The following is a 20,122-nucleotide window of genomic DNA, read 5'->3' on the forward strand; positions in this document are numbered from 1 at the left end:
ATCATGGATGAGAAAAGTAATGAGCGAATAAGGGTTATGGAAATAGTAAATAGATCTCAATATAATGATGAGGTTATAGATCAGGTAGATATGAGTGATTTAGACCTTAGTTTTTCAGACCTGTCAGAAGTAATGGCAAGGCGTATTATGGCAAAACGTGTTGTGTTGAGAGCCTCTTCACTAATGAGAGCAGCGTTTCATGACTGCGATTTTGAGTTAGCTGATTTCAGAAGTTGTAATTTAGAGGAAATTAACATGGCAGATTGTAGGTTTGGCGAAGCGGATTTTTCTAAAGCAAATATGAAATATGCAAAGATAAATATAAGTAGTTGCTTTGAAACTCGTTTTGATGAGGCTGATTTTTCACATGGAGAATTAGTTGGAACAATTTTAAATCATGCTACATTTCGCCATGCAAATTTGTCAGGAATTGATGCGGAACAGGCCGACTGTACGGGAACGGATTTCAGCGGTGCCAATCTGACAGATGGTAAATTTGAAAAAGCGCATTTGGAAAATGTGAATTTATCAGAGGTAGATGCTAGAAATGCTAATTTCACAGAAGCAGATTTTACCGGAGCAATCCTTTTAAATGGGGATTTCACAGAAGCGGATTTTACCGGTGCTAAACTCGACAATGTAGTTTGGACAGGAGCAAATGTAGAAGGAGCTAAGTTTGACGAAAATGTGAAAGAACAAGTGTTGAAAATGATATAGAAGTTGATTTTAAATTGTATGTAAAATTGGCACCTACGTTTTAATGTATGATTTGTCACAGCATGTAAAGGGTGTCACACTCTCACTATAGAACTTGAAACTAAAAGAAAGAATCTCTAGGGATGATATGGGTTGCAAAGTTATGGACTGAGATAATTTATAGAGGGATGAGTAATATTTATTTATGAATATAGAGATTAAAAATAATAGTAAGCCTGCAAATTTGCAAGAGATTCAATCATTTGAAGAAGAGTGGAATATTGAATTGCCCGATGATTATAAAGAGTTTTTACTTAAAACCAATGGCGGCAACCCTACTATACGAAGGAGTCAAACCTTAGACAAAAAAATCACGTCATCTTTAACATCTATACTTCCATTTACTAAAGAAGTGCATAAAAATGTACAGAATGTATTTTTAGCTTTTCATAGTAACCATATAATACCTGATAATCTTCTAATTATTGGCGAAGATCCAATTGATAACAAAATTTGCTTGTCATTATCAGGAGAAGATGCCGGAGCGGTTTATTATTGGAGCTTAGACATAGATAATAAAATAATTGTTACTTTATAGTACATCAAATGGTTTGACTTAGTAAGCGATAATTGGTAACCCAATTATCGCTTTTGGTTTTAAATAAGGATACGGATAAAGCCAAGCATTTAGATGATATACCTAGAACAAAAGAAATTAAAGTGAAATTTACCTACAAAACTAAATTCGATTCATAAGAATTTACAAGACAGTTAAAAGATCAAGAAAAAGGGATGAATGAATTAACCATATATGAATATCAGAAAAATCGAGAGCAATTTATTGATAAAGGTAGAGCGAAAGAAGGAAATGCAGTTCAAAAATAGCTAGACAAAAAGCTTATGTACAAAAGGTAAATGAACTTCAAAGTGAGGGATTACCGTTATCACAAGCAAAGAAAAAAGCTCAGGCATGGTTAGTTACTCAAGCACCCTGACTCCTGACTAGATAGCAGGTGGGAAAGCTGAAATAATAGGAGATAAGAGGATTAATTTCTCTATAGGTAGTTAATGGAGGTCTAGAATCAAGAGTATTGATAAACAAATAGAGGAAGTAGCGAAAAACATGACACCAGAACAATTTAAAAATACGTATTTGAATGTAAAGTTAACACTTTAGGGGAGGAGTTTGAATGGAGCAATATTTAAAAGATTTTAAGTTGCATAGTAAAGTTCCGAGTGAAATCATTGAAAAGTATAAAGAATTAGTACCAAATGAAGTGATAAATTTTTGGAGTAATTATGGATTTGGTACATTTATGCAAGGGTATTTTAAAAGCGTAAATCCAGAGGAATTTATAGAAATCTTGGAGGAGAGTTGTCCAAGATTTAAGGATTCAATCGTATTGTTTGCTACGAGTATGGGAGACTTGATTATTTGGGCGGATGGATATGTTGGATTACTTAATTACAGGTATGGCATAGTAAAGATTATTATGTTTACATTTGAATTTTTCTTTCAAAATATTGCTGATTTAGAATTCAGGGATGAAGATTTATCTTGGCAGCCTTATCCCGAAGCGCTTAAACAATACAATGAGTTAGAGTATGATGAGTGTTTTGGTTATACACCTCTATTAGGGTTAGGTGGAGCAGAAAAAGTAGAGAACTTAAAAAAGGTCAAATTGAAGGAACATATTCTTATTATTACTGGTTTTATGGGGCCAGTAGAGGTATAAGGTTCGTTCTAATGAAGTAGACTTACTACTTATTTTATATTTTACAAGCAGATCGTATAGGAAACACAATAACGAATATATAAATAAAAAAACAAAGTACGAGTGAAATGAGTAGAAAAAGAATTACGAGTCTAGGTGAGATGACATTTTATCATTTTAGTCTAGAAGACCCCTACCTGAAGGAGCGGAACGAGCTTAGCTCAGCGAGTAAGTGGGGGGAAGTTCCATGTATGACAAGTACAAAGACGTATATAAACAAACATGGCATGAGTCAGGTTGTGATGTTAGTTAAAATAGGCATTACCTAGAAACTGAAAACACTGACCAAATACTTGAAATAATTAGCCTAGTGGGTATTATTGTTTCGTATAAGGATATTTATGATGAACGTGATATTGGACTAACATTTGATTGTACATGGGATATAGAAAATGGATTGGGACTTCGTTTATTAGATGAACAGGTGAACGACGTAGGGGGGCATGATGTGACCATCTAAATAAACTGTTTTTTATCCGACAACAATCTATAACCATATTTACAAGAGAAAACACGGTAGAAAATAAAGATAGTTTAATAAATGAATTTAAGCGGATAAATAGGAGTGATTCTAAGTGGATAAGTTGTCTTTTCTGCAACAATACAGAAAAAGTATTGAGTTTGTATCTAATGAAGACTTACTAAATATTAAGAAAGAGAACATCCCGAAAGAATGGCTGGAAGTATTTATAGAAACTGACAAGACTGAGAGGAAAGATAAACTAATTGCTTTATGGAATCGGGTATGTGAAAAAGAATTAAGTCACACGATTTCATATTTAAAAGAGAATTTAGTAGATGTTGAACTCATTATAGATAATGGACAGTACGCCATTCTATATAGCGTGAAGAGTGAAAATGACGAAATTCTTTATTATGAAGGGGGAATACCAAACAAATCAATTTACGATTTAGACATGGAACAAGCTTGGTCAAGTGTTCCGCAATCTATTGTTAAATTTTACGGAAAGTTACATAATGGCTTTTATTATATGCCAAGTCGAGCAATGGGTCTAGTACCGTTAGAGAGAGTAACTTATTTTAAAGAAGATGAATGGGGGATTCTTGATGATTTAGAGCATCCATTAGAAATCAATCTTGATACCACTTATGGATTTTTTGAGAATGGTATGGGTGGATACGTTGCGGTAGATTTGAACAATTGTACGGATAATAGAGCAACACTGTGGTTCACCAATGATCAGCCTGAATATAGTGTTGATTTCTGGGATATTGTAGATGAATGGATTTTAATAGGGTTACAAGATAATTAAAAAATAATGTGTAAATAGACTAAGTAAGTTTATATAGCATATAGCACTTGATTGTCCATAAAAGGAAGCAGGTGCTTTCTTTTATTTGAGCGTAACAATCAGTACAATCATAGAAAAGTTCAAAAATGAATTACGTGTACGTTAAAAAAATGGAAAGATTATTAAATAAACATAAAGAGGATTTTGTGAAAAATAAATTCATTCTTAATTTGCAAAGTGAACGAAAAGTTGGGGTTGTTTTAATTGTTGCTGAAAGAGTATTTTCTGTAATAAGTAAAGGTGATGAAAGATATCCAGCAGGTAGAGAAGCGTTAGACAAATGTTGGTTATGGGGTGAATCTCATACTGTAACTGGAGATGAACTCTATGAGCTTATTGACAATGCAGACTATACAGGGATCTCAGAATTTGCTGAGGAAGAAGAAGACTTGAATATGGCTAGGCTATGGTCACTACTAGTGGATGCCGCCGCTTATACATCTTGGGAAGCTTATAAAAACGAAAAAGTAAAATATGTACCGCAAGCACTGGAAGGTATCGGTGCAGATAGTAGCACTGTCTTTTTGAATAGCGCAGTTGAGACCGGTTTTATCACAGTAGAGGAAATTGAAAGAATGGAATTAGTTTTTTATGATTATGAGTGTACAAGCAATGAAACCTCAATAAAAAGAGAAGACTTTATGAAATTATTTTAACTCAGTGTATGGAACCTATTAAATAAACAGAACGAATGAGTAAGTGTAGACCACTACAGCAAATGGTGAGAACTAACAGTAAGCACACCTCAAAAAGCAGTTAAATGCATTATTTTTAACAGCACGTAATTGTTAAAGGAAAGAAAAAGGCGCTTTTTATGTTTTAGGATAGGAATCAATAGGTCTAGTCAAATTTTATAAGTGCAAAACTATTAAATAGTAATGTATCTTTAGTCTTAACAAGTCATCCCATTTTATTAAGGAGAATGTAAATGAAAATGGAATTAAATATCCAACAAAGAGTTGGAGAATATAGAGTGAAAAGTGATCAGTTATTTGAACAGAAAAATTATCAACAATCTGTTGATGTATTAATCAAAGGGTGGGAAGAGATTCCGCTTCCAAAAGGGTTATATAGTGATACTTATGAGGTGGTAAAAGATATCATTGATACCTTTATCATAATGAATGACTATGAAAGTGCCCAATATTGGCTAACTCATCTATACTCATCAGGCTTTAAACGATTTGATGATGGTGAGAGAGAGTTTATTTCAGGCGTTATTTATTATGAATTGGGATCCCTTTTACTTGCCAAAGAATTTTTTGATATTGCTAATCGAAAATCAGAAGGAAGATTATTTGAAGGGAAAGATACGAAATACATAAAATTACTCAAAAGGTAACCATGTATGAAGGAGGATCACCCAATCGAATAAATCGATTTAATAATTTGAGCAAGGATGCTAAAGTCGAGTATCTATTGTCACTATCTAATTTAATTATCAACAAGATTTCTGAATCTAAAGGATTTGAAGTAGCGGTTGAGTCATTAGAAAAAGCTTGGGAATGGCTAAAATTAAAGGATTTTGACGCAGATAGCCTGTATGTATATTTAGAAAACATAGATGAAACAGATATCATGACTTATATGCAACTGGCCGATGATAAAGATAATGAAAAAGTATGGATATGTATTGGAAATGCTCTGGCATATACAATCTGGGAGGCGTATCAATATGAAAAAGAAAAGTATCTTCCCCAGACTATTGAAAGTGTTGATTATCAGACTGTTCAAAGCTTCATAACAAATTTTGAAAAGGTATATGAGAATAATAGTATCTCAGATAAGCTATTACACTTTCTTGAAGAAAACTATCCAAAGAATGCTGATAAAAGGGTAGATTTAATTTCAATAAAGACTTTTATTGATGAGTCTATTGAGAAATAGATAACTAAGAAACTTCTAAAAATGTGTAATTATTTAGCTATACTTTTAAAAGCAGATTTTAACTTCAAAGATAAGCAGATGAGACTTTTAGATGACAGCTGCTTTTGGTTGTTTTTTTGAGATATTTACATTTTGTATACTTGAATGATGCTTTATTAAAGTTCATGAAGGTAGCATCATCAAGGAATATCAAGTTAATATTTGAATTTTATGAGAAGGACGATGATCAGAAGCCAAATGGATATATCGCCTTTTAATATTACACTTCATCACAATGTTAAAGAGGTATACAAATGGAATGTAAGGATGGTCAATCATTTATCCCTTGCCGGACGATACTGTGCTTTCTGAAAAGGAAGGTAAATGGAGAATGAATTTACCAGAAACGTATAAAGAATTTGTGAAAAAAAACAGCACTGTTAGTAGAAATATTATGGGAAGGTGTACAAGTGACTATGGAAATGTATTATTGTGACGAATGGTCAGATATCAAAAAGAAGCCTTGGAACATTCTTGATGAGCATACTGCATACACATACCACCAAAAACATAAACCCTATACGGTCGTACTAAGGGAAGATGAGAAGCACAAGTATATTATAAATATTACAAATGAATGGGTTTCGGTAGGGTTTTATGATGAACTAATTCGTAAATATTTAAATTATGATTTCGAAGTTATGAGTGAAGGTAAGCTTTTTTTAAGAACAGCCATGTATTGGGAATATGATGATAAAACTAATACAGAAGTAAGTAGTTTGATTTTGAATTTCCGAGAAGATGGTTACATAGCAATGGAAAAGCGTGATTTAAAAAATGGTTCAGTCGAGGAACGCGAAGCAAACAATACCCTTGAAAAAAACTGGGATGTGTTTCCTGAATTTGGCCAATACTTATATTTGTGCAAAGAAGAGCGCTAATTCTTTTGTGAAGCTAGAGTTCATAAGATGTGTCAGCTTAATAGTTGCTACGATATATAAGTATCATAGTGTCTTTTTTTAGTTGTTTGACATGGATTTGAAGAAATATAAAAAAGTTAAAGATAAACAGTTAGGATAACATACCAAATTGAAGATGAAGAACTAGGGATAGCAACAGTTGAAAACCAGTCAGGAGGATAAATTTTATGCAAATGGAAAGCCAGTTACAGGAATTGTATCAAGAAATAGCAGAAACGGTTAATAATATGATTCCAGAAGAATGGGAGAAATTTTATTTTTATGCACAGATTGATGAATCAGGGGGGCGAGTTTACTTTTTTTATAAATCAATTAGAGATAATAGCTACACGTATAGTCTAGATATACCAAAACAATTTAACATATCGGAACTAGAATTTAATAATGAAGAAGATAAGCTTTTTGATCTTAGTGAACAGCTCAGGGAAATCTTTAAAGAAAATAACCAGGAACTATGGTATTCTTTTGCGCTAATGTTAGAGCAAACAGGGAAGTTCTCTGTATCATTTGATTATACAGATTGGTTGAATACAGATTACGGATTTGTAGCACAGAAAAAGATTTGGAAGTATAAATATTTAGATGAAGCACCGGCGGATGAAAAAACTAAAAGTTTAATAGATCAGTATTTAAAAGAATATCCAAATAATCCTATTTAAATAATTATTAAGGCTATACAAATAAAGGAAGCAGTAAGCACAAAGTGAAGATGCGGGATTTTCGAGTACAAATATTTAAGTAGAGAATTAGCGGATGAAAAAGATAAAGAACAAATGATGAAAATGAAAAGATATGAAGAGAATTTTAACAGCAATAATCAATAATTTATAGCATTTGAGTTTTTTAAAAAGGAGGCAAGAACTTATGGATAAGGACGATATTCATTTTCTTCAACAGTTACTTAATAGCACAGATAAGGATTATATAATAAGTTATTTATTGAATACTAATAACGCTCTATTGCTTCATTACTCTGCTGCAAATTATAACTGGAATAGTGGATTTGAAGTGCCAACAGTTATTCTAGAAAATGCAGCTTGTGATTTTGGAACAGGTTTACTGATGTTTCATTATGCAGAAGGGTATCGTATGTGAGAAGATCCTGGTGAGGTTTTAAATTCTCCTTTGGAAAATTGGAAAAAATTTTTAGGGGAAGTTTACAACAAACTCATAAACTTAGAGTTTACATCTCAGGCTATTTCTTTCAATCCTGAATTAACAAACATTCAAAAATATAAATTAAAGAAGAGTAATCCAAACATTCCTGAACTCCTTATTAATAAATCTCCAGGAGATGCGGTTGATATTTTTAAAATATAATGAATTAGTAACTAAACTTAGGTTAATTGATGCATTATAAAAAGAGAAAAGAGTTAGGTCTAAGTCTAAAATACATAAAGGAAACTAAATATCAATATCAAGCAGCTAAATCTGGAAGAATGGTAGGTATAGAATTTGAACGAACTGAAGTCATGAAAAGAGTGGCAGGTGAGACCGTTTTTGTTGGTGTTTCATTAAGGTCAAATGTATCGGAGGTTGCTAAAAGTGGAAAATGAAATGAAGCAATTACATAAAGAAATAGCTGAAACAGTGAATAAAATGATACCAGAAGAATGGGGAAAGTTTTATTTTTATGCTCAAATATCCGAAACGGGCGGAGGCACTTACTTTTTTTATAATACCCTTGAGAATGAAAAGAACTATAAATATAGTTTAGAAATTCCTTGTGAATACGACGATATTGATAAAGAATTTTATAAAATGAAGGATCGAGCTTTATTTGAGTTAAGTAATAGATTAAGAAACGTTTTTAAAGATAATCAGCAAGAACTTTGGTACTCTTTTACACTATCTGTTAATAGCGATGGCAAATTGAAGGTGCATTATGATTATACAAATTGGTTTGACACGGATTATAGCTTTGATGACCAGCTAGTGATTTGGGAATATAAATATTTAGGAACAGAACCAGATGATAGCGAAAGCAAGACTTTAATCAATAAGTATTTAAATGAGTATCCCAATAATCCAATCTAGCATAAATCCAGTATTTGTGATTAAATTCCCACCTCATGAAGGTACTAAATTAACCCTAAAGAATTGCATCAAGGGAATATTTTACAAGCGTAGAATTAAAAGTTTATAAGCGAGGTGCAACATCATATGAAAGAATTTGAAGAGCGATTCAGTGAACTCCAAGCCGATATGATATCAATTTGTATGGAATATATTAACGATAGAGCCGACAAAGTGTATATCTATGCTTCGTGCGAAGGAAACATTATCGCCAGTAAGTTTTTTTACCTTATTAACAATCAATATGTAAAATCTCATCAAGTGAACGACGCCTTAGAGGATGAGGATGAGGATGAAAGATATGATACATCTCCGAAAAGAGGATTTATGGTATTAGATATTTTAAATGAAGATATTGAAAAAATTGAAGCGCTGTGTAAAGAAAATAACAGAGACATGCCAACGGAGATGAAATTAATTTATGATGTGAAGAGCGGCCACTTTACAGCGGAATACAATTACGAGTTGGTTTATACAAATGATGATGTTAAAACCGCTAGTTATAATGCTAATGAGTGGTTTGAAAAGGTGAAACGTAATAGACTTTAATATTTTGCTAGGGCTTCTTAGGCAATTTAACAAGGCAGCAGGAGGAATGTTAGATGAACGAAGAAAAAGTGAATAAGCTATATCAAGACATGGGCAATATCGTAATAGAGACCATTCCGGAAGCGTGTTCTAAAGTTTATCTTTATGGTGAAGTTGTTGATGGTGCCCAAACAGCGTACTTCTATTATTATCCTAATAACAGTGATGAAATTATATACAGTCATGACATTCCTGAAATTTTTGCTGTAAGTGAAGAAGACTATGTTAAACAATGGAACAAATTATTAGACTGCATCCAAGAATTGTGGAACGTGTTTACCGGAAGTGAGAACCAAGAGCCATGGACCAGCTTCACTTTAATTTTTAATCACAAAGAAACGTTTACGATTCAATTTAATTATGATGATCTTTCAGCCGCAGATTCCCATGCTAGGAAGACAATATGGAAATATGAATACCTTGGTATCTTGCCAAAAAGTAAGCTAGGACAAAAGCATCTAAAGAGATATCTCGAGGCTGTAAAAGATAGATAAAAAATGAACAGCTTATAGTGTAATTCATTATGTTAAATATACATATTTCAATAGGGAATGAAAGAATACTACAGAGAAGGAGTACATTCAATGGAAATAAAAAAAGATTCAATCATTTATCCATTACCATCGGATAATTTACTAGCTGAAAAGGAAGCGTTTTGGAGAGTGAAATTACCTCCAGACTATAAACAAATGATAAAAAGAAATAACGGGGCTTCTCCAGAAGCAAAAGCTTTTAAAGTGAAGAGTCATAGCTATGTATTAATAAGGTTTTTATGTATTCTTGAAGCCCCAGAGAACAATGAAGCCGGTACGTTTGATATTGATGTAACATGGACTCAATTAGAGGATCGGCTTACAGATGATGGAGATTTATTGGGAGTAGCTTTATTACCAATCGCGACTTTATTTGCAGGAGATTTTGTGTGTTTAGATTATAGAAATTCAAGAGATAACCCTAGCGTTTGTGTATGGGATCATGAAAATTCTGCTGAGCTTGAGCCGAACACGTACCCTGTTGCAGATACATTCAAAGAATTTTTAGCTATGCTTCATTAATCCGCAGCTAAAGTAGGGCATGAAAATAATTGTGGATTTTTTGAGGCTCTCATAGAAGTAGGCGTGATCAAATAGTAAATGTTGATTCAATTAATTATAAAAAGGGGATACAAATGAAGAAAATCGTAGAATTATTTCATGATATAGATTGTACGTTGTCTCCCATGATAAGTTTTTATAGCGCTTTATCAGATCAAAAATTTTTAAAAGTCTTACACTATTTTTCAGAGGAAACTGGTTATGGAAATGAGTACCACATTTGTACATTTTCAGACGACTTAGAGCCGTGGGAAGAGGGCTATGTTGAAAACGGCATTGAATTTCTAGACGGTACGGGTGACACTGACAAAAGTGTTATTGTCGATTATGAAACGTTTTTAACTTACTTGCACAAAATTTGCCACGTATATATGGAAGATCATGCCCATGATAAAGAAAAAGTGATGGCTCTTTTACATAAAATCAAACAAAATCATAGTAATGAAGACTAGTAGGAGTATATAAAGAAGCAACGAGTCGAGTCTTGCTATAGACAATAAGCTCCCCACACTACAGCGCATCACACCAAGCAGAGAGACGATATATTTTGGAGAGGATTCTACAAGGTAGAAAGTAGAGGGAAAACGAAAAATGGAAACAACTCACATAGCAAAAGCTATTAGAGGTGCTATAAAAGGTCGTCACTTAAATAAAGTAAGAGACTTATTTGAGAAAAATCCAGAAATGTTAACATGGATCACACCTTTTGGCACATGGCTACATGTAGCGACAGCTCATGGTCATTTAGAAATTGTACAATACCTTATTCGTGCTGGAATAGATGTGAATGCACAAGGAGGAACTTTTTCTACCAATGCCTTAGAAAGAGCGGCTGCAAAAGGACATATAGATATTGCTAAGTATCTTATTAACCATAATATTGAACTTGATATTAGTGAACCAGATAGAAATCCGCTGTTTGCTGCCATATATAACGGTCATTTTGAGATGGTTAAACTGTTAGTTGAGAATCATATTAATATATCGATTACATACTCTGGTGAAAATATGAAAGAGATGGATGCCTATGAATTTGCGATTGAACGAGGACAAATAGAAATTGCTGAATATTTAAAACGAAAGCTGAATGAAAAAGTACAAAAGAGAGTGCTTAAAGATTAATTAAATCGTATACAACAGGTCACAAAACTAATAAAAGCAAGGAGGTCCATCTCATGCTAGAACCCATATATGCTGAAAACGTAATTGTCGGAGTGGTACATAAAAAGCAGTTTCAATGGTATGTAACCGATCGAGAGCTATGGTATTTGGATTATGTAAAGTTTGCACAAGCTTTTGAAAATGAAGGTGATTCAGCCGTTGACGAGTACATTGAACCTGAACGAAAAGGGATCGAAGTTCTCAGTAGTGAAAATGCTGAGCTTTTTTTAAAACGTATAGAGTCATATAAAGTAGATGCAGCTACTCTTTTAAAGCTGTTTGAAGATAAAATAGAAAGCGGAGATGGAGAAGACGTATTAGATTTTAGCCCTTCGTTTTTAGTGGACTTTGATCAAAAAACGTTCTACTCACTTTTTCCTGAGCCGGCTTCATTTGAAGAATATGTTCCAAGCGATTGGAAAGGAACGTATGAAGACTTTACAGGTTTGATTCCAAAAATAGAAAAGTATTGGGTAAATAAGGACGGAGAAAATTTATTTGAGCTGTGAAAGTAAACAGAGCATGGAGGGATAATGTTGTTTCGTGTTCAAACGTTCATTAAGCGTCCAGATATTTTGATTACCGATTTATCATCTCTATATGAAAAGGAATCACACTATTTTATCGATATATCAAACGAAGAAGAACTCATTCGTTACGGTAATCAGTTTGATTTTACTTGTCTTGAAGGAGCTATTAAGCTCGAATACTACGGTGAGCCGCTTCTTGATGTATCTGCATGGGATGTTATAGATGGGATGTGGCTTTATTTGTTGGATGCAATGGAGAGTTTAAAAGAGACCGGATATGGAGAGATGAATTTTCCAGATCAACCGTTAGTATTAACCTTAAAATCGGCTTCTGAACAGTTTGTACTGTATACCTTGCATACATCTCCTCCCGTAAAAGCAGTGCTTCCAAAACAAGACTTTTTTATGGTGGTGTTAGGAGGAGCTGAGCAGTTTTTTAAAACGATGGAGAGATGTTTTAAAGGGAACTTTCGGTATTTCAGTGAAATCAAACGTATTGAAGTGTTAAAAAGGCAGTAAGGAAGACGAGGTTACTAGTAAAAGATTACAGGAACTATGGCCACATTGTGACGGCAAGTGTAATTACTCGGCGTGCGCTTCCTTTTTCGAGCTGTTGTCCGATAGCACTTGATGTTTGCACCCAATTCACTTCATCGGGATAATTTGTAATGACTCCGTCGCTTTTTGTTTTCCACAAAAATGAAGCGGGAAGCCGCTTGGTTCCAGACCACGGCGATATTTTCATTCCGGCAGAATGGACTTGGTGGATAAGAGCAGGCGTTAGGATGTCATAAGACGGGTTAAAGTAAGTGGCAAAAGCGGCGAATTGCTGGATTGAATTTGGGTTTGCGTCTCGCTGTGAAGAAGTTAGTATGCCTATAGGAACATTTGGGAGAAGCTCATGCATTTTTTTCATAGATAAAACGTTAAAAGACTGAATGATAACGTGATTGACCTGTCGCTTGTTGATTTCAAAAGCTACTTTTTTTTCAATTCCGGGGTAAAGTTCTGGGGCTTTTAACTCTATTAATATACCGATTTTTCCTTGAAATTCATCTAACACTTGCGAAAGAGTTGGGACTTTTTCATTCGCAAAAGAATCCCCTTTCCAGCTTCCTGCGTCCAAGCGCTGAAGCTCCGCGTACGTTAACTCTCGAACGTGTCCGCTTCCGTTTGTTGTTCGGTCTACGGTACGGTCATGCATAATAACGAGTACACCGTCTTTGCTTTGCTGCACGTCAAGTTCAATGTAATCTGCATTCATTTCTAGCGCTTGGTGAAAAGCAGCCATTGTGTTTTCAGGTGCGTAAGCGGAGGCTCCTCGGTGCGCGATATTTGTAAGTTTTTCTTCTGTGCGTGCAAAAGCAGAAGAAGCGATTGAACAGCATAACAAGGCGACGGTGCTTAGACCAGCTAAATATTTTTTCATCACATTTCTCTCCTATGCGTTGGTATAGAAATAGCGTAACGAAAAAATGTGATGCTGATATAGAGAAAGTGTGTAGAAAACGTTGACATTTCGTAAAGAAAAATAGGGATTTTTTCATGATGATGTTTACAAAAAATGCGTAAACGAATAGGGATTTTAATCAAACGTTAAAGAAACAGCGCTATAATAAAAGGTGTGAAAAAAAGAATAGGAATTTCTTAGAAAATAGTTGTATAATAGGTGAGTCAGTCAATGAAAGGAATGGAACATGGATATTCAGTACATACATGCGTTTACGATGCAAACGAAAGAGGAGTGCCGGACGCTTCAGCAAAAGCTAAAAGCACAAATTGATTTAACATCAGGCGTCAAAATGACGCATATACATAACTGTGCTGGTGTTGATGTTGCGTATTGGGAAGAAAACGGCATATCTTACGGAGCTTGCAGCATTGTAGTGGTTGATTATCAGATGAAAAACGTTGTAGAAAAAGTGCACAGTGTAGGAGAAGTAACCGTTCCTTATCTCCCTGGATTCCTAGCTTTTCGAGAGCTTCCTTTAATTCTTGAAGCGGCTAAAAAACTTCAAATAGAGCCCGACGTGTTTTTATTTGATGGCAACGGATATTTGCACTACGAGCACATGGGAGTAGCCACACATGCTTCGTTTTTTCTCAATAAACCTACCGTTGGAATTGGGAAAAGCTATTTAAAGATCAAGGGACATGATTACGTTATGCCTGAAGATACAGAGGGTGCTTATGAAGATATTGTGATTGATGATGAAGTTTATGGTAGAGTAGTAAGGACAGCCAAAGGGGTAAAGCCTATTTTTCTGTCGTGCGGAAACTATATTGATTTGGACATGTCATATCAGCTTATGATGCATTTTATTTCAAAAGAAAGTAAGCTTCCGATTCCAGTCCGCCTAGCAGATCTGCATACGCATGAGCTGAGGAAAAGGTACCGGCAGTCAATAGGGAAGTAAGCTGTTCATAATGAGTTCATAGTTTCCTTTTATACTGATGGTTGGAATATAGTAGTAGTGTAAAATTATTAAAGAATGAGTAAGGTGATTAAAGGTGAGTTCATTTATTACGAGTATTTTGGATTTTTTAACGAGCCTTGGCTATTTAGGTATTGCGCTCGGCTTAATGATTGAAATCATTCCAAGTGAAATTGTACTAGCCTACGGGGGGTATATGATTTCTCAAGGCATGATTAGTTTTCCAGGAGCAGTCATTGCCGGAATTATTGGCGGAACGATTGCACAGTGGTTTTTATATTGGATTGGAGCCTACGGAGGACGTCCGTTTCTTCAAAAATACGGCAAGTACTTATTTATTCATGATAAGCATATCGATCTTGCGGAAAACTGGTTTAATAAATACGGCGCGGGTGTGGTTTTCTCCGCTCGTTTTGTCCCGGTTGTTCGACATGCTATTTCGATCCCTGCAGGTATTGCTAAAATGCCGTTTTGGAAGTTTACGTCTTTAACCGTGTTAGCGATGATTCCTTGGTCGATTTTATTTATTTACTTAGGCGGAAAGCTAGGGGAGAACTGGGCGAACATTGAAGACGTAGCAAGCAAATATACGCTTCCGTTTGTGGTTGCGGCATTTGTGATTATTGTTCTTTATTTCGTATTCAAACGTACGCGTACAAAGCGCGTATAAGATCGTTTTTGGACTAAAAGCATGGCAAAAAGCCATGCTTTTTTTGCATGCGCAACCAGAAGCTCTTTTATTTGCTCATGACTTCTTCAAGTGCTATTATTTTTCATACGCACTAAAAAAGGAGACGATTTAACGTGGTACAAGAAATTGTATTAAATGATACGCCTATTCAAATTTACAGCTATGAACAAGAGATTGTAAAAGGCAAAACAAAAGTTTCAGTTGATTTTAAAGTAACAAGTGAGGAATATCATGATATTACTACACTTTTATATAAAGGTACTTTTCATGTAAATGTCCCGGAAGAAGATCTCGATTTCCAAGGAACGATTCACCAGTACTCTACGTCTTTTACAAATTTATATGAAAAAGGCCAGGTAGGGGATTTTTCATTAAGTTTAATTGAAGTGAACGAATAAGGAGCAGATGCGTGATGAAAGTAAGTATACTTGACCAATCTCCCGTCTCATCCCATCAGACCCCAGCGGAAGCGTTAGAAGCATCAATGGAGCTGGCCAAAGCGGGTGACAAGCTTGGCTATGAGCGCTACTGGATTGCAGAGCACCATGATTTGTCTGGACTTGCCTGTTCGGCTCCTGAAGTGATGCTTGGCTATATCGGCGCACAGACTAATAGAATTCGAATTGGATCGGGAGCGGTGCTGCTGCCTCACTACAAGCCGTATAAAGTAGCGGAAACGTATAACATGCTCGCAACGCTGTTTCCAGGGCGCATTGATCTAGGGATTGGGCGCGCACCGGGTGGATCGGCTGAAGCAACAAATGCGCTGTCGGATAATTTTTTACAGCAAGTATTTAAAATGCCTGAACTTGTTGAAGAGCTTCTGCAGTTTTTAGACGATAAGTTTCCGGCTGAACATGAGTACGCAAAGCTTTCAGCTTCGCCGCTTCCGCCTGTCTCTCCAGAACCATGGCTGCTTGGCACAAGTAAAAAAAGTGCCGAGCTCGCTGCTAGAAACGGAATAGCCTATACGTTTGGCCAGTTTATGAGTGAACAAGATGGTTCAGCTATTATTGATCAGTACAAACAGGCATTTCAGCCAAGACGGAGCGGAGATCAGCCCTATGCGATTGTCACTGTATCGGTCATTTGCGCTGAAACAACCGAGCAAGCCCATCGCATCGCAACGAGCTCACTCGTATGGAAAATTCAGCAGGATAAAATGGAAGCAAAAGGCGTGCCTTCTATTGAAGAAGCGGCCAGCTATCCGCTTACAGAAGAAGAAGAGAAAAAAATGAAGAAGATGAAAGAAGCCATGATTATCGGAAATCCAGAAGAAGTACACGTCCGTCTTCAAGAAGTTCAAGCACGCTACGGAGCGGATGAACTCATGCTTGTCACCATTACGCATGATCCGGCTGACCGATTAAAATCATATGAGCTTGTCGCAGAGAAATGCAAAAAATAAGAGCCAAATGTCGGCTCTTATTTTTTATGCCCGTAATAGTACTCAAATAAGTGCTGAAATGCTTTTATAGCACGTGAAAAAGAAGCGGTGTTTTGGCGGTCCTCTATTAACCAGCACGTGGCTAGTACAGAATGAGCGTATCCCCACAGTAAAATGCGTTTTTTACTTACGTTCAGTTCTTTTACAAATATATTGATTCGATGGTCAATTGTCTCTGCCACGTTTGTCTTAGGTAAATGATTTAAAAGAAAAGGGATGATTTCGTACTCTTTTTCTCCAATTAACCCTTTTGGGTCAATTATTTTCCATGCTTCACCAGACTGTAAGATGTTATCATGATGCAAGTCTCCGTGAAGCAAAAAAAGCTGCTGAGAAGTGCGGTTTAATTCAGAGAAAACGGCAAGTGCGTGTTGAAGCGTTTCAGAAGAAAGAAAATCAATACCACTTGGATACATTTGTGTATACTCTCGAAGCTGTTTCTCTCTTTTAACGGCTGTTTCGATAGTGGAGTCCGAGTGAGGCATGCGCCACAGAGATTTCATAAGCCTAGCAGCGATTAACGCAGCTTCTTCTTTAGTTGATAAAGAGGAAAGCGGGCATCCGGGAGATAGCTTTTCAACCAGTAAAATACCTTTTTTAGCATCACTGTCCACTATTTTTACCGTGTTCTCACCAGCTAGTGCTGTCAGTGCTTCTTGCTCATGAAGCAGCTCTGAAGGCTCTACAAAAAATTTGACAACTAGTTCGCTTTCATCTGCTTTGCGCGCAGGAGCAACAAAGTGGTAAGAAAGGGGAAAGTGACTGTGAATGGTGATACCCCAGCGCTGTTCGCAGTAGCGAATCAGCTGAGGGAAGTCAGCGAGCCACTTTTGGCTTTTATGAGGGTAAAGGTGAGTAATTGTATCACAAAATGTTTGAGGCAGCGTATACATGCGTTTATCTCCTTTGTCGTTTCCAAATTTTTCTGATAAACTCATCATATACAGCCTACATAGAATCTGTAAAGAAAGAGGAGATCGTACATATGAAGAAAAAGAAGGTGAAATCCCCTTGGGCTCTCGTTGGGTTTCCTATTTATATCATTGGATTTTCACTTTTACTTGCTGGAAGCGCACCTGAGTGGGTAGAAACAGTGAGTAAAATCATGATTGCTCTTGGAATCATTTTGCTTATTATAGCAGGAATTGATCTTAAAAAACGAAAAAAATCAGCACAAGCCTAAAAAACTGCCGTTTGGCAGTTTTTTTATTTGGAGAAAGGGTAACAAGATAACTAGATAAAAATGTTGAATTATTATTCTTTTTGATGTATAAATATAATATAGAAAGCAACGGTATTGAGAGGAGAATGAACGTGTCTTACGTAATAAAAAAAGAGGTTCCGTTATTTGAGCAGTTTGCAGCTCTGCATGAAGCGAGCGGATTACATAAAAGTAAAAAAGGCAATTATACAAAAGAACAGCTGTTTGAAGCGGCAGCCAACAGCTGGTTTAGAGTCGGTATTTATGACAATGACCGATTAATTGCATTCGGCCGTATGATTTCAGACGGAATTTACCAAGCGCTTATTTGCGACGTAATGGTGGATCCCACATACCAAAACAAAGGACTTGGAAAGCAAATTATTCAAGAGCTGTTGACGAAATGCCAAGAAAGCGGAATTGAATCGATTCAGCTATTTGCAGCTAAAGGAAAGCATCATTTTTATAAAAAATTAGGATTTCAAGAAAGAGAAGAAGACGCGCCAGGCATGTCGCTTGTTATGTAAAAAGCTCAGTGATCAATCATACTCACTGAGCTTTTTGTATTATGCCGTTTTTAAAACCGTACTTTTTTGGACTAAATTCCAAGCAACTTTTACTAAATAAACAACAAGCAAAACGTTCAGCATCGACGTAGCAAACATAGAAAACGGATAGGACGTACTGTTTTGCATATTGCTGTCACCGTATAAAACAAAAAAAGTGTTCATAAAAATACTGATGCTAAATCCAAGGGATAAGTAAAGCAAGTTTTTGTCTTTCAAATAAATATAAGCCACTAAAGCAAGCGCTGCTGCTGGAAACAAGTAGCGTTCATGCATGCTTGAAGAAAACGTAAATACCCCGGAAATTTGAATAAGCGCTGCAAGAGCGGCGTATTTAAAGCTGCGCCCTTTTATATAAATAAGCCATGAAAAAATAGTTGTCGCGACGATAAAAATAAGTCCCCACGTATGATAGCTGAAAAGCAGCAGCGTTGCAGAGCTGTCTTTATAGTTTGCGCCTATTAAACTAAAGAAGTTATAGGCGTTAACAGAGGCATACGGGTACTCTCCAATGGTGGATGAGAATAAATCAATAATCCACGTAGGACTTTTTCCTGCTGAAAAAGGCAATAAAATCACTGTAGCAGTGAAAGCAGCAGTGAAAGCAATACCGAAGAAATGCTTCAGTTGCTTCAGGCGAATGAGTTCGAAAAATAAAATAGGCAGGATAATAATCGCCTGCGGCTTCATTAAGACCGCTGCTGTAAAAATAACGGCCGACGCGTAAATTCTTTTTTCCGTAATCATTACAATCGCTAGGACAATAAGCAAAGTGAAAAATGAATCGACTTGTCCCCAAAACGTTGAATTAACTAAAATGGCCGGATTAAATAAATACCCAATTGCTAACAGATAGGCAAAAGAAGGTGCCAAGTATTTACGAGCTAAACGATAGAGTAAATAAGATGTGACGACATCTGCTAAAATAGGCGGAATTTTAATCAACAGCGAAAAATACTGCTGAAAATCCGGTAAACTGCCAACTTTCCCAACGATAAACAAGATATAAATATAAAACGGCGGATAATCGCTTCCGCTTTTAGCATAGAAATTTGAAAAATGATTAGCCGCAACCGATGCCCAGTTTTTGAAAAGCGACGCATCCATATGAGAGCCTACCCACGGAATCAGCGCAATCCGAATAAATAAACCGGTGCCAAGTAATGACCATAAAATAACGCGAGAATGCCCTATCGAATGATGCCATTTCTTTTTCTTTACTAATCCGTAAACGAAAGCTGCTGCTATAAAAAAGCCCACCGTATAAAGAGCGAGCGGCGTTTCATAGTCTTTGTTAGCTCCTTGACTTCCGGCACCGTTATCCATAGATAGATTATGAAAAGGCGTTACGTGTTCTCCGGAATTGCTGGGTGAAGAGGGACCGTTTCCTGAAGGAAGACGATGATCCCTCGAATTATTATCAGGAGCAGATATACCATTCGTAATCTTTTTTAACTGATGACTTTCTTGAATTGAAAATAAATGTTCTTCTCCTTTATAGTGTGATAGTGAAACGATACTGAAAACAAATGCTAAAAGAAAAGCTGCCGTTACGATAAAAGCCGTTCTTTTTTGTAGTATGTTCATATAAAATCCTCCGATGACAATGTATCGAATAAGTAGTAGTGTGTCTCCATACTATAAGGGGAGTTGGTGAAAATAAAGTGAAACTTCTTTAATAAAGAGCGGAAGAGAGAGCATAA

Annotated in this window: 27 protein-coding genes and 2 pseudogenes; 26 read left to right on the forward strand and 3 right to left on the reverse strand. The window is 35.9% G+C overall.

Features of this window, described 5'->3' with window-relative positions:
- Positions 1 to 3 precede the first annotated feature (3 nt).
- The 20 genes and pseudogenes from AC2YJL_RS10790 to AC2YJL_RS10885 all read left to right on the forward strand — a co-directional run bounded on the left by AC2YJL_RS10790 (position 4) and on the right by AC2YJL_RS10885 (position 12,598).
- Positions 4 to 717, forward strand: coding sequence for a pentapeptide repeat-containing protein (locus AC2YJL_RS10790; RefSeq protein ID WP_230932755.1), 714 nt, complete (start codon positions 4 to 6; stop codon positions 715 to 717).
- 184 nt (positions 718 to 901) lie between these two features.
- A complete protein-coding gene (locus AC2YJL_RS10795; RefSeq protein ID WP_251568274.1) occupies positions 902 to 1,294 on the forward strand; it encodes an SMI1/KNR4 family protein in 393 nt (130 codons plus the stop codon).
- 194 nt (positions 1,295 to 1,488) lie between these two features.
- Positions 1,489 to 1,581 (forward strand): hypothetical protein, encoded by a 93-nt coding sequence (locus tag AC2YJL_RS10800; RefSeq protein ID WP_226555440.1) that lies wholly within the window; start codon positions 1,489 to 1,491, stop codon positions 1,579 to 1,581.
- Positions 1,582 to 1,886: 305 nt separating this feature from the next.
- Entirely contained in the window at positions 1,887 to 2,432 is a 546-nt protein-coding gene (locus tag AC2YJL_RS10805; RefSeq protein ID WP_025751635.1) for a T6SS immunity protein Tdi1 domain-containing protein, read from the forward strand.
- A 316-nt stretch (positions 2,433 to 2,748) separates the two neighbouring features.
- Positions 2,749 to 2,931, forward strand: a pseudogene (locus tag AC2YJL_RS10810) (DUF6985 domain-containing protein); the annotation flags it as partial.
- 115 nt (positions 2,932 to 3,046) lie between these two features.
- On the forward strand, positions 3,047 to 3,745 hold the full coding sequence (locus AC2YJL_RS10815) for an SMI1/KNR4 family protein (protein ID WP_251568272.1): 699 nt from the start codon (positions 3,047 to 3,049) through the stop codon (positions 3,743 to 3,745).
- A gap of 149 nt (positions 3,746 to 3,894) precedes the next feature.
- Positions 3,895 to 4,440 (forward strand): Imm6 family immunity protein, encoded by a 546-nt coding sequence (locus AC2YJL_RS10820; protein ID WP_226701296.1) that lies wholly within the window; start codon positions 3,895 to 3,897, stop codon positions 4,438 to 4,440.
- 272 nt (positions 4,441 to 4,712) lie between these two features.
- Positions 4,713 to 5,126 carry a hypothetical protein gene (locus AC2YJL_RS10825; protein WP_251568270.1) on the forward strand — a complete coding sequence of 138 codons (414 nt, stop codon included), beginning with the start codon at positions 4,713 to 4,715 and terminating at the stop codon, positions 5,124 to 5,126.
- A 2-nt stretch (positions 5,127 to 5,128) separates the two neighbouring features.
- Positions 5,129 to 5,671: an Imm6 family immunity protein gene (locus AC2YJL_RS10830; protein WP_230932751.1), complete on the forward strand. Its 543-nt coding sequence runs from the start codon at positions 5,129 to 5,131 to the stop codon at positions 5,669 to 5,671.
- Between the two features lie 455 nt (positions 5,672 to 6,126).
- Entirely contained in the window at positions 6,127 to 6,591 is a 465-nt protein-coding gene (locus AC2YJL_RS10835) for a hypothetical protein (protein WP_195696836.1), read from the forward strand.
- Positions 6,592 to 6,803: 212 nt separating this feature from the next.
- Positions 6,804 to 7,289 carry an antitoxin YezG family protein gene (locus AC2YJL_RS10840; protein WP_251568371.1) on the forward strand — a complete coding sequence of 162 codons (486 nt, stop codon included), beginning with the start codon at positions 6,804 to 6,806 and terminating at the stop codon, positions 7,287 to 7,289.
- 205 nt (positions 7,290 to 7,494) lie between these two features.
- A pseudogene (locus AC2YJL_RS10845) lies at positions 7,495 to 7,950 on the forward strand (DUF4274 domain-containing protein).
- 225 nt (positions 7,951 to 8,175) lie between these two features.
- Entirely contained in the window at positions 8,176 to 8,667 is a 492-nt protein-coding gene (locus AC2YJL_RS10850; protein ID WP_230932748.1) for an immunity protein YezG family protein, read from the forward strand.
- Between the two features lie 126 nt (positions 8,668 to 8,793).
- Positions 8,794 to 9,255: a DUF600 domain-containing protein gene (locus AC2YJL_RS10855; RefSeq protein WP_487374737.1), complete on the forward strand. Its 462-nt coding sequence runs from the start codon at positions 8,794 to 8,796 to the stop codon at positions 9,253 to 9,255.
- A gap of 53 nt (positions 9,256 to 9,308) precedes the next feature.
- The gene (locus tag AC2YJL_RS10860; protein WP_487374738.1) at positions 9,309 to 9,788 is read left to right on the forward strand and encodes an antitoxin YezG family protein; all 480 of its coding nucleotides are present in this window, start codon (positions 9,309 to 9,311) and stop codon (positions 9,786 to 9,788) included.
- 90 nt (positions 9,789 to 9,878) lie between these two features.
- Positions 9,879 to 10,349 carry an SMI1/KNR4 family protein gene (locus tag AC2YJL_RS10865; RefSeq protein ID WP_033579207.1) on the forward strand — a complete coding sequence of 157 codons (471 nt, stop codon included), beginning with the start codon at positions 9,879 to 9,881 and terminating at the stop codon, positions 10,347 to 10,349.
- Between the two features lie 113 nt (positions 10,350 to 10,462).
- Complete coding sequence (gene cdiI, locus AC2YJL_RS10870) at positions 10,463 to 10,840, forward strand: ribonuclease toxin immunity protein CdiI (protein ID WP_047751848.1); 378 nt, start codon at positions 10,463 to 10,465, stop codon at positions 10,838 to 10,840.
- Positions 10,841 to 10,979: 139 nt separating this feature from the next.
- Complete coding sequence (locus AC2YJL_RS10875) at positions 10,980 to 11,510, forward strand: ankyrin repeat domain-containing protein (RefSeq protein WP_487374739.1); 531 nt, start codon at positions 10,980 to 10,982, stop codon at positions 11,508 to 11,510.
- A gap of 53 nt (positions 11,511 to 11,563) precedes the next feature.
- Positions 11,564 to 12,058 carry a hypothetical protein gene (locus AC2YJL_RS10880; RefSeq protein WP_487374740.1) on the forward strand — a complete coding sequence of 165 codons (495 nt, stop codon included), beginning with the start codon at positions 11,564 to 11,566 and terminating at the stop codon, positions 12,056 to 12,058.
- Between the two features lie 24 nt (positions 12,059 to 12,082).
- Positions 12,083 to 12,598 (forward strand): hypothetical protein, encoded by a 516-nt coding sequence (locus AC2YJL_RS10885; RefSeq protein WP_487374741.1) that lies wholly within the window; start codon positions 12,083 to 12,085, stop codon positions 12,596 to 12,598.
- A 34-nt stretch (positions 12,599 to 12,632) separates the two neighbouring features.
- Here AC2YJL_RS10885 and AC2YJL_RS10890 read toward each other — a convergent pair whose 3' ends face one another.
- Positions 12,633 to 13,508: a glycerophosphodiester phosphodiesterase gene (locus tag AC2YJL_RS10890; protein WP_098249548.1), complete on the reverse strand. Its 876-nt coding sequence runs from the start codon at positions 13,506 to 13,508 to the stop codon at positions 12,633 to 12,635.
- Between the two features lie 268 nt (positions 13,509 to 13,776).
- Between AC2YJL_RS10890 and AC2YJL_RS10895 the strand changes: the two genes are divergently transcribed.
- From AC2YJL_RS10895 to AC2YJL_RS10910, 4 genes are all read left to right on the forward strand, one after another.
- Positions 13,777 to 14,496, forward strand: a complete 720-nt coding sequence (locus AC2YJL_RS10895) for an endonuclease V (RefSeq protein WP_487374742.1) — start codon at positions 13,777 to 13,779, stop codon at positions 14,494 to 14,496.
- A gap of 94 nt (positions 14,497 to 14,590) precedes the next feature.
- Entirely contained in the window at positions 14,591 to 15,184 is a 594-nt protein-coding gene (uptA, locus tag AC2YJL_RS10900; protein ID WP_014459791.1) for an undecaprenyl phosphate transporter UptA, read from the forward strand.
- Positions 15,185 to 15,318: 134 nt separating this feature from the next.
- Positions 15,319 to 15,603: a DUF3219 family protein gene (locus AC2YJL_RS10905; RefSeq protein ID WP_014459792.1), complete on the forward strand. Its 285-nt coding sequence runs from the start codon at positions 15,319 to 15,321 to the stop codon at positions 15,601 to 15,603.
- Between the two features lie 14 nt (positions 15,604 to 15,617).
- Entirely contained in the window at positions 15,618 to 16,613 is a 996-nt protein-coding gene (locus AC2YJL_RS10910; RefSeq protein ID WP_487374743.1) for an LLM class flavin-dependent oxidoreductase, read from the forward strand.
- 17 nt (positions 16,614 to 16,630) lie between these two features.
- Here the strand turns inward: AC2YJL_RS10910 and AC2YJL_RS10915 are convergent, their stop codons facing one another.
- Positions 16,631 to 17,593 (reverse strand): aminoglycoside phosphotransferase family protein, encoded by a 963-nt coding sequence (locus tag AC2YJL_RS10915; RefSeq protein WP_487374744.1) that lies wholly within the window; start codon positions 17,591 to 17,593, stop codon positions 16,631 to 16,633.
- 44 nt (positions 17,594 to 17,637) lie between these two features.
- Here AC2YJL_RS10915 and AC2YJL_RS10920 point away from each other — a divergent pair, with 44 nt between their 5' ends.
- Both AC2YJL_RS10920 and AC2YJL_RS10925 read left to right on the forward strand, forming a co-directional pair.
- The gene (locus AC2YJL_RS10920; RefSeq protein WP_014459795.1) at positions 17,638 to 17,835 is read left to right on the forward strand and encodes a hypothetical protein; all 198 of its coding nucleotides are present in this window, start codon (positions 17,638 to 17,640) and stop codon (positions 17,833 to 17,835) included.
- Positions 17,836 to 17,960: 125 nt separating this feature from the next.
- Positions 17,961 to 18,380, forward strand: a complete 420-nt coding sequence (locus AC2YJL_RS10925; protein ID WP_302892265.1) for a GNAT family N-acetyltransferase — start codon at positions 17,961 to 17,963, stop codon at positions 18,378 to 18,380.
- 39 nt (positions 18,381 to 18,419) lie between these two features.
- On the opposite strand, the gene AC2YJL_RS10930 is transcribed toward AC2YJL_RS10925, so the two are convergent.
- Positions 18,420 to 20,006, reverse strand: coding sequence for an MptA/MptB family glycosyltransferase (locus AC2YJL_RS10930; protein WP_316910068.1), 1,587 nt, complete (start codon positions 20,004 to 20,006; stop codon positions 18,420 to 18,422).
- Positions 20,007 to 20,122 lie beyond the last annotated feature (116 nt).

The sequence above is a fragment of the Priestia sp. SRI_019 genome (assembly GCF_057586255.1).

Bases quoted from the DNA above. Each gene is read 5' to 3' on its own strand.
- AC2YJL_RS10800 (WP_226555440.1), top strand. From the start codon at position 1,489: ATGAATGAATTAACCATATATGAATATCAGAAAAATCGAGAGCAATTT.
- AC2YJL_RS10790 (WP_230932755.1), top strand. From the start codon at position 4: ATGGATGAGAAAAGTAATGAGCGAATAAGGGTTATGGAAATAGTAAAT.
- AC2YJL_RS10895 (WP_487374742.1), top strand. From the start codon at position 13,777: ATGGATATTCAGTACATACATGCGTTTACGATGCAAACGAAAGAGGAG.
- AC2YJL_RS10875 (WP_487374739.1), top strand. From the start codon at position 10,980: ATGGAAACAACTCACATAGCAAAAGCTATTAGAGGTGCTATAAAAGGT.
- AC2YJL_RS10930 (WP_316910068.1), bottom strand. From the start codon at position 20,006: ATGAACATACTACAAAAAAGAACGGCTTTTATCGTAACGGCAGCTTTT.
- AC2YJL_RS10885 (WP_487374741.1), top strand. From the start codon at position 12,083: ATGTTGTTTCGTGTTCAAACGTTCATTAAGCGTCCAGATATTTTGATT.
- cdiI (WP_047751848.1), top strand. From the start codon at position 10,463: ATGAAGAAAATCGTAGAATTATTTCATGATATAGATTGTACGTTGTCT.
- AC2YJL_RS10920 (WP_014459795.1), top strand. From the start codon at position 17,638: ATGAAGAAAAAGAAGGTGAAATCCCCTTGGGCTCTCGTTGGGTTTCCT.
- AC2YJL_RS10915 (WP_487374744.1), bottom strand. From the start codon at position 17,593: ATGATGAGTTTATCAGAAAAATTTGGAAACGACAAAGGAGATAAACGC.
- AC2YJL_RS10865 (WP_033579207.1), top strand. From the start codon at position 9,879: ATGGAAATAAAAAAAGATTCAATCATTTATCCATTACCATCGGATAAT.
- AC2YJL_RS10805 (WP_025751635.1), top strand. From the start codon at position 1,887: ATGGAGCAATATTTAAAAGATTTTAAGTTGCATAGTAAAGTTCCGAGT.
- AC2YJL_RS10890 (WP_098249548.1), bottom strand. From the start codon at position 13,508: ATGAAAAAATATTTAGCTGGTCTAAGCACCGTCGCCTTGTTATGCTGT.
- AC2YJL_RS10925 (WP_302892265.1), top strand. From the start codon at position 17,961: ATGAACGTGTCTTACGTAATAAAAAAAGAGGTTCCGTTATTTGAGCAG.
- AC2YJL_RS10835 (WP_195696836.1), top strand. From the start codon at position 6,127: ATGGAAATGTATTATTGTGACGAATGGTCAGATATCAAAAAGAAGCCT.
- AC2YJL_RS10855 (WP_487374737.1), top strand. From the start codon at position 8,794: ATGAAAGAATTTGAAGAGCGATTCAGTGAACTCCAAGCCGATATGATA.
- AC2YJL_RS10910 (WP_487374743.1), top strand. From the start codon at position 15,618: ATGAAAGTAAGTATACTTGACCAATCTCCCGTCTCATCCCATCAGACC.
- AC2YJL_RS10880 (WP_487374740.1), top strand. From the start codon at position 11,564: ATGCTAGAACCCATATATGCTGAAAACGTAATTGTCGGAGTGGTACAT.
- AC2YJL_RS10820 (WP_226701296.1), top strand. From the start codon at position 3,895: ATGGAAAGATTATTAAATAAACATAAAGAGGATTTTGTGAAAAATAAA.
- AC2YJL_RS10860 (WP_487374738.1), top strand. From the start codon at position 9,309: ATGAACGAAGAAAAAGTGAATAAGCTATATCAAGACATGGGCAATATC.
- AC2YJL_RS10825 (WP_251568270.1), top strand. From the start codon at position 4,713: ATGAAAATGGAATTAAATATCCAACAAAGAGTTGGAGAATATAGAGTG.
- AC2YJL_RS10795 (WP_251568274.1), top strand. From the start codon at position 902: ATGAATATAGAGATTAAAAATAATAGTAAGCCTGCAAATTTGCAAGAG.
- AC2YJL_RS10830 (WP_230932751.1), top strand. From the start codon at position 5,129: ATGTATGAAGGAGGATCACCCAATCGAATAAATCGATTTAATAATTTG.
- AC2YJL_RS10840 (WP_251568371.1), top strand. From the start codon at position 6,804: ATGGAAAGCCAGTTACAGGAATTGTATCAAGAAATAGCAGAAACGGTT.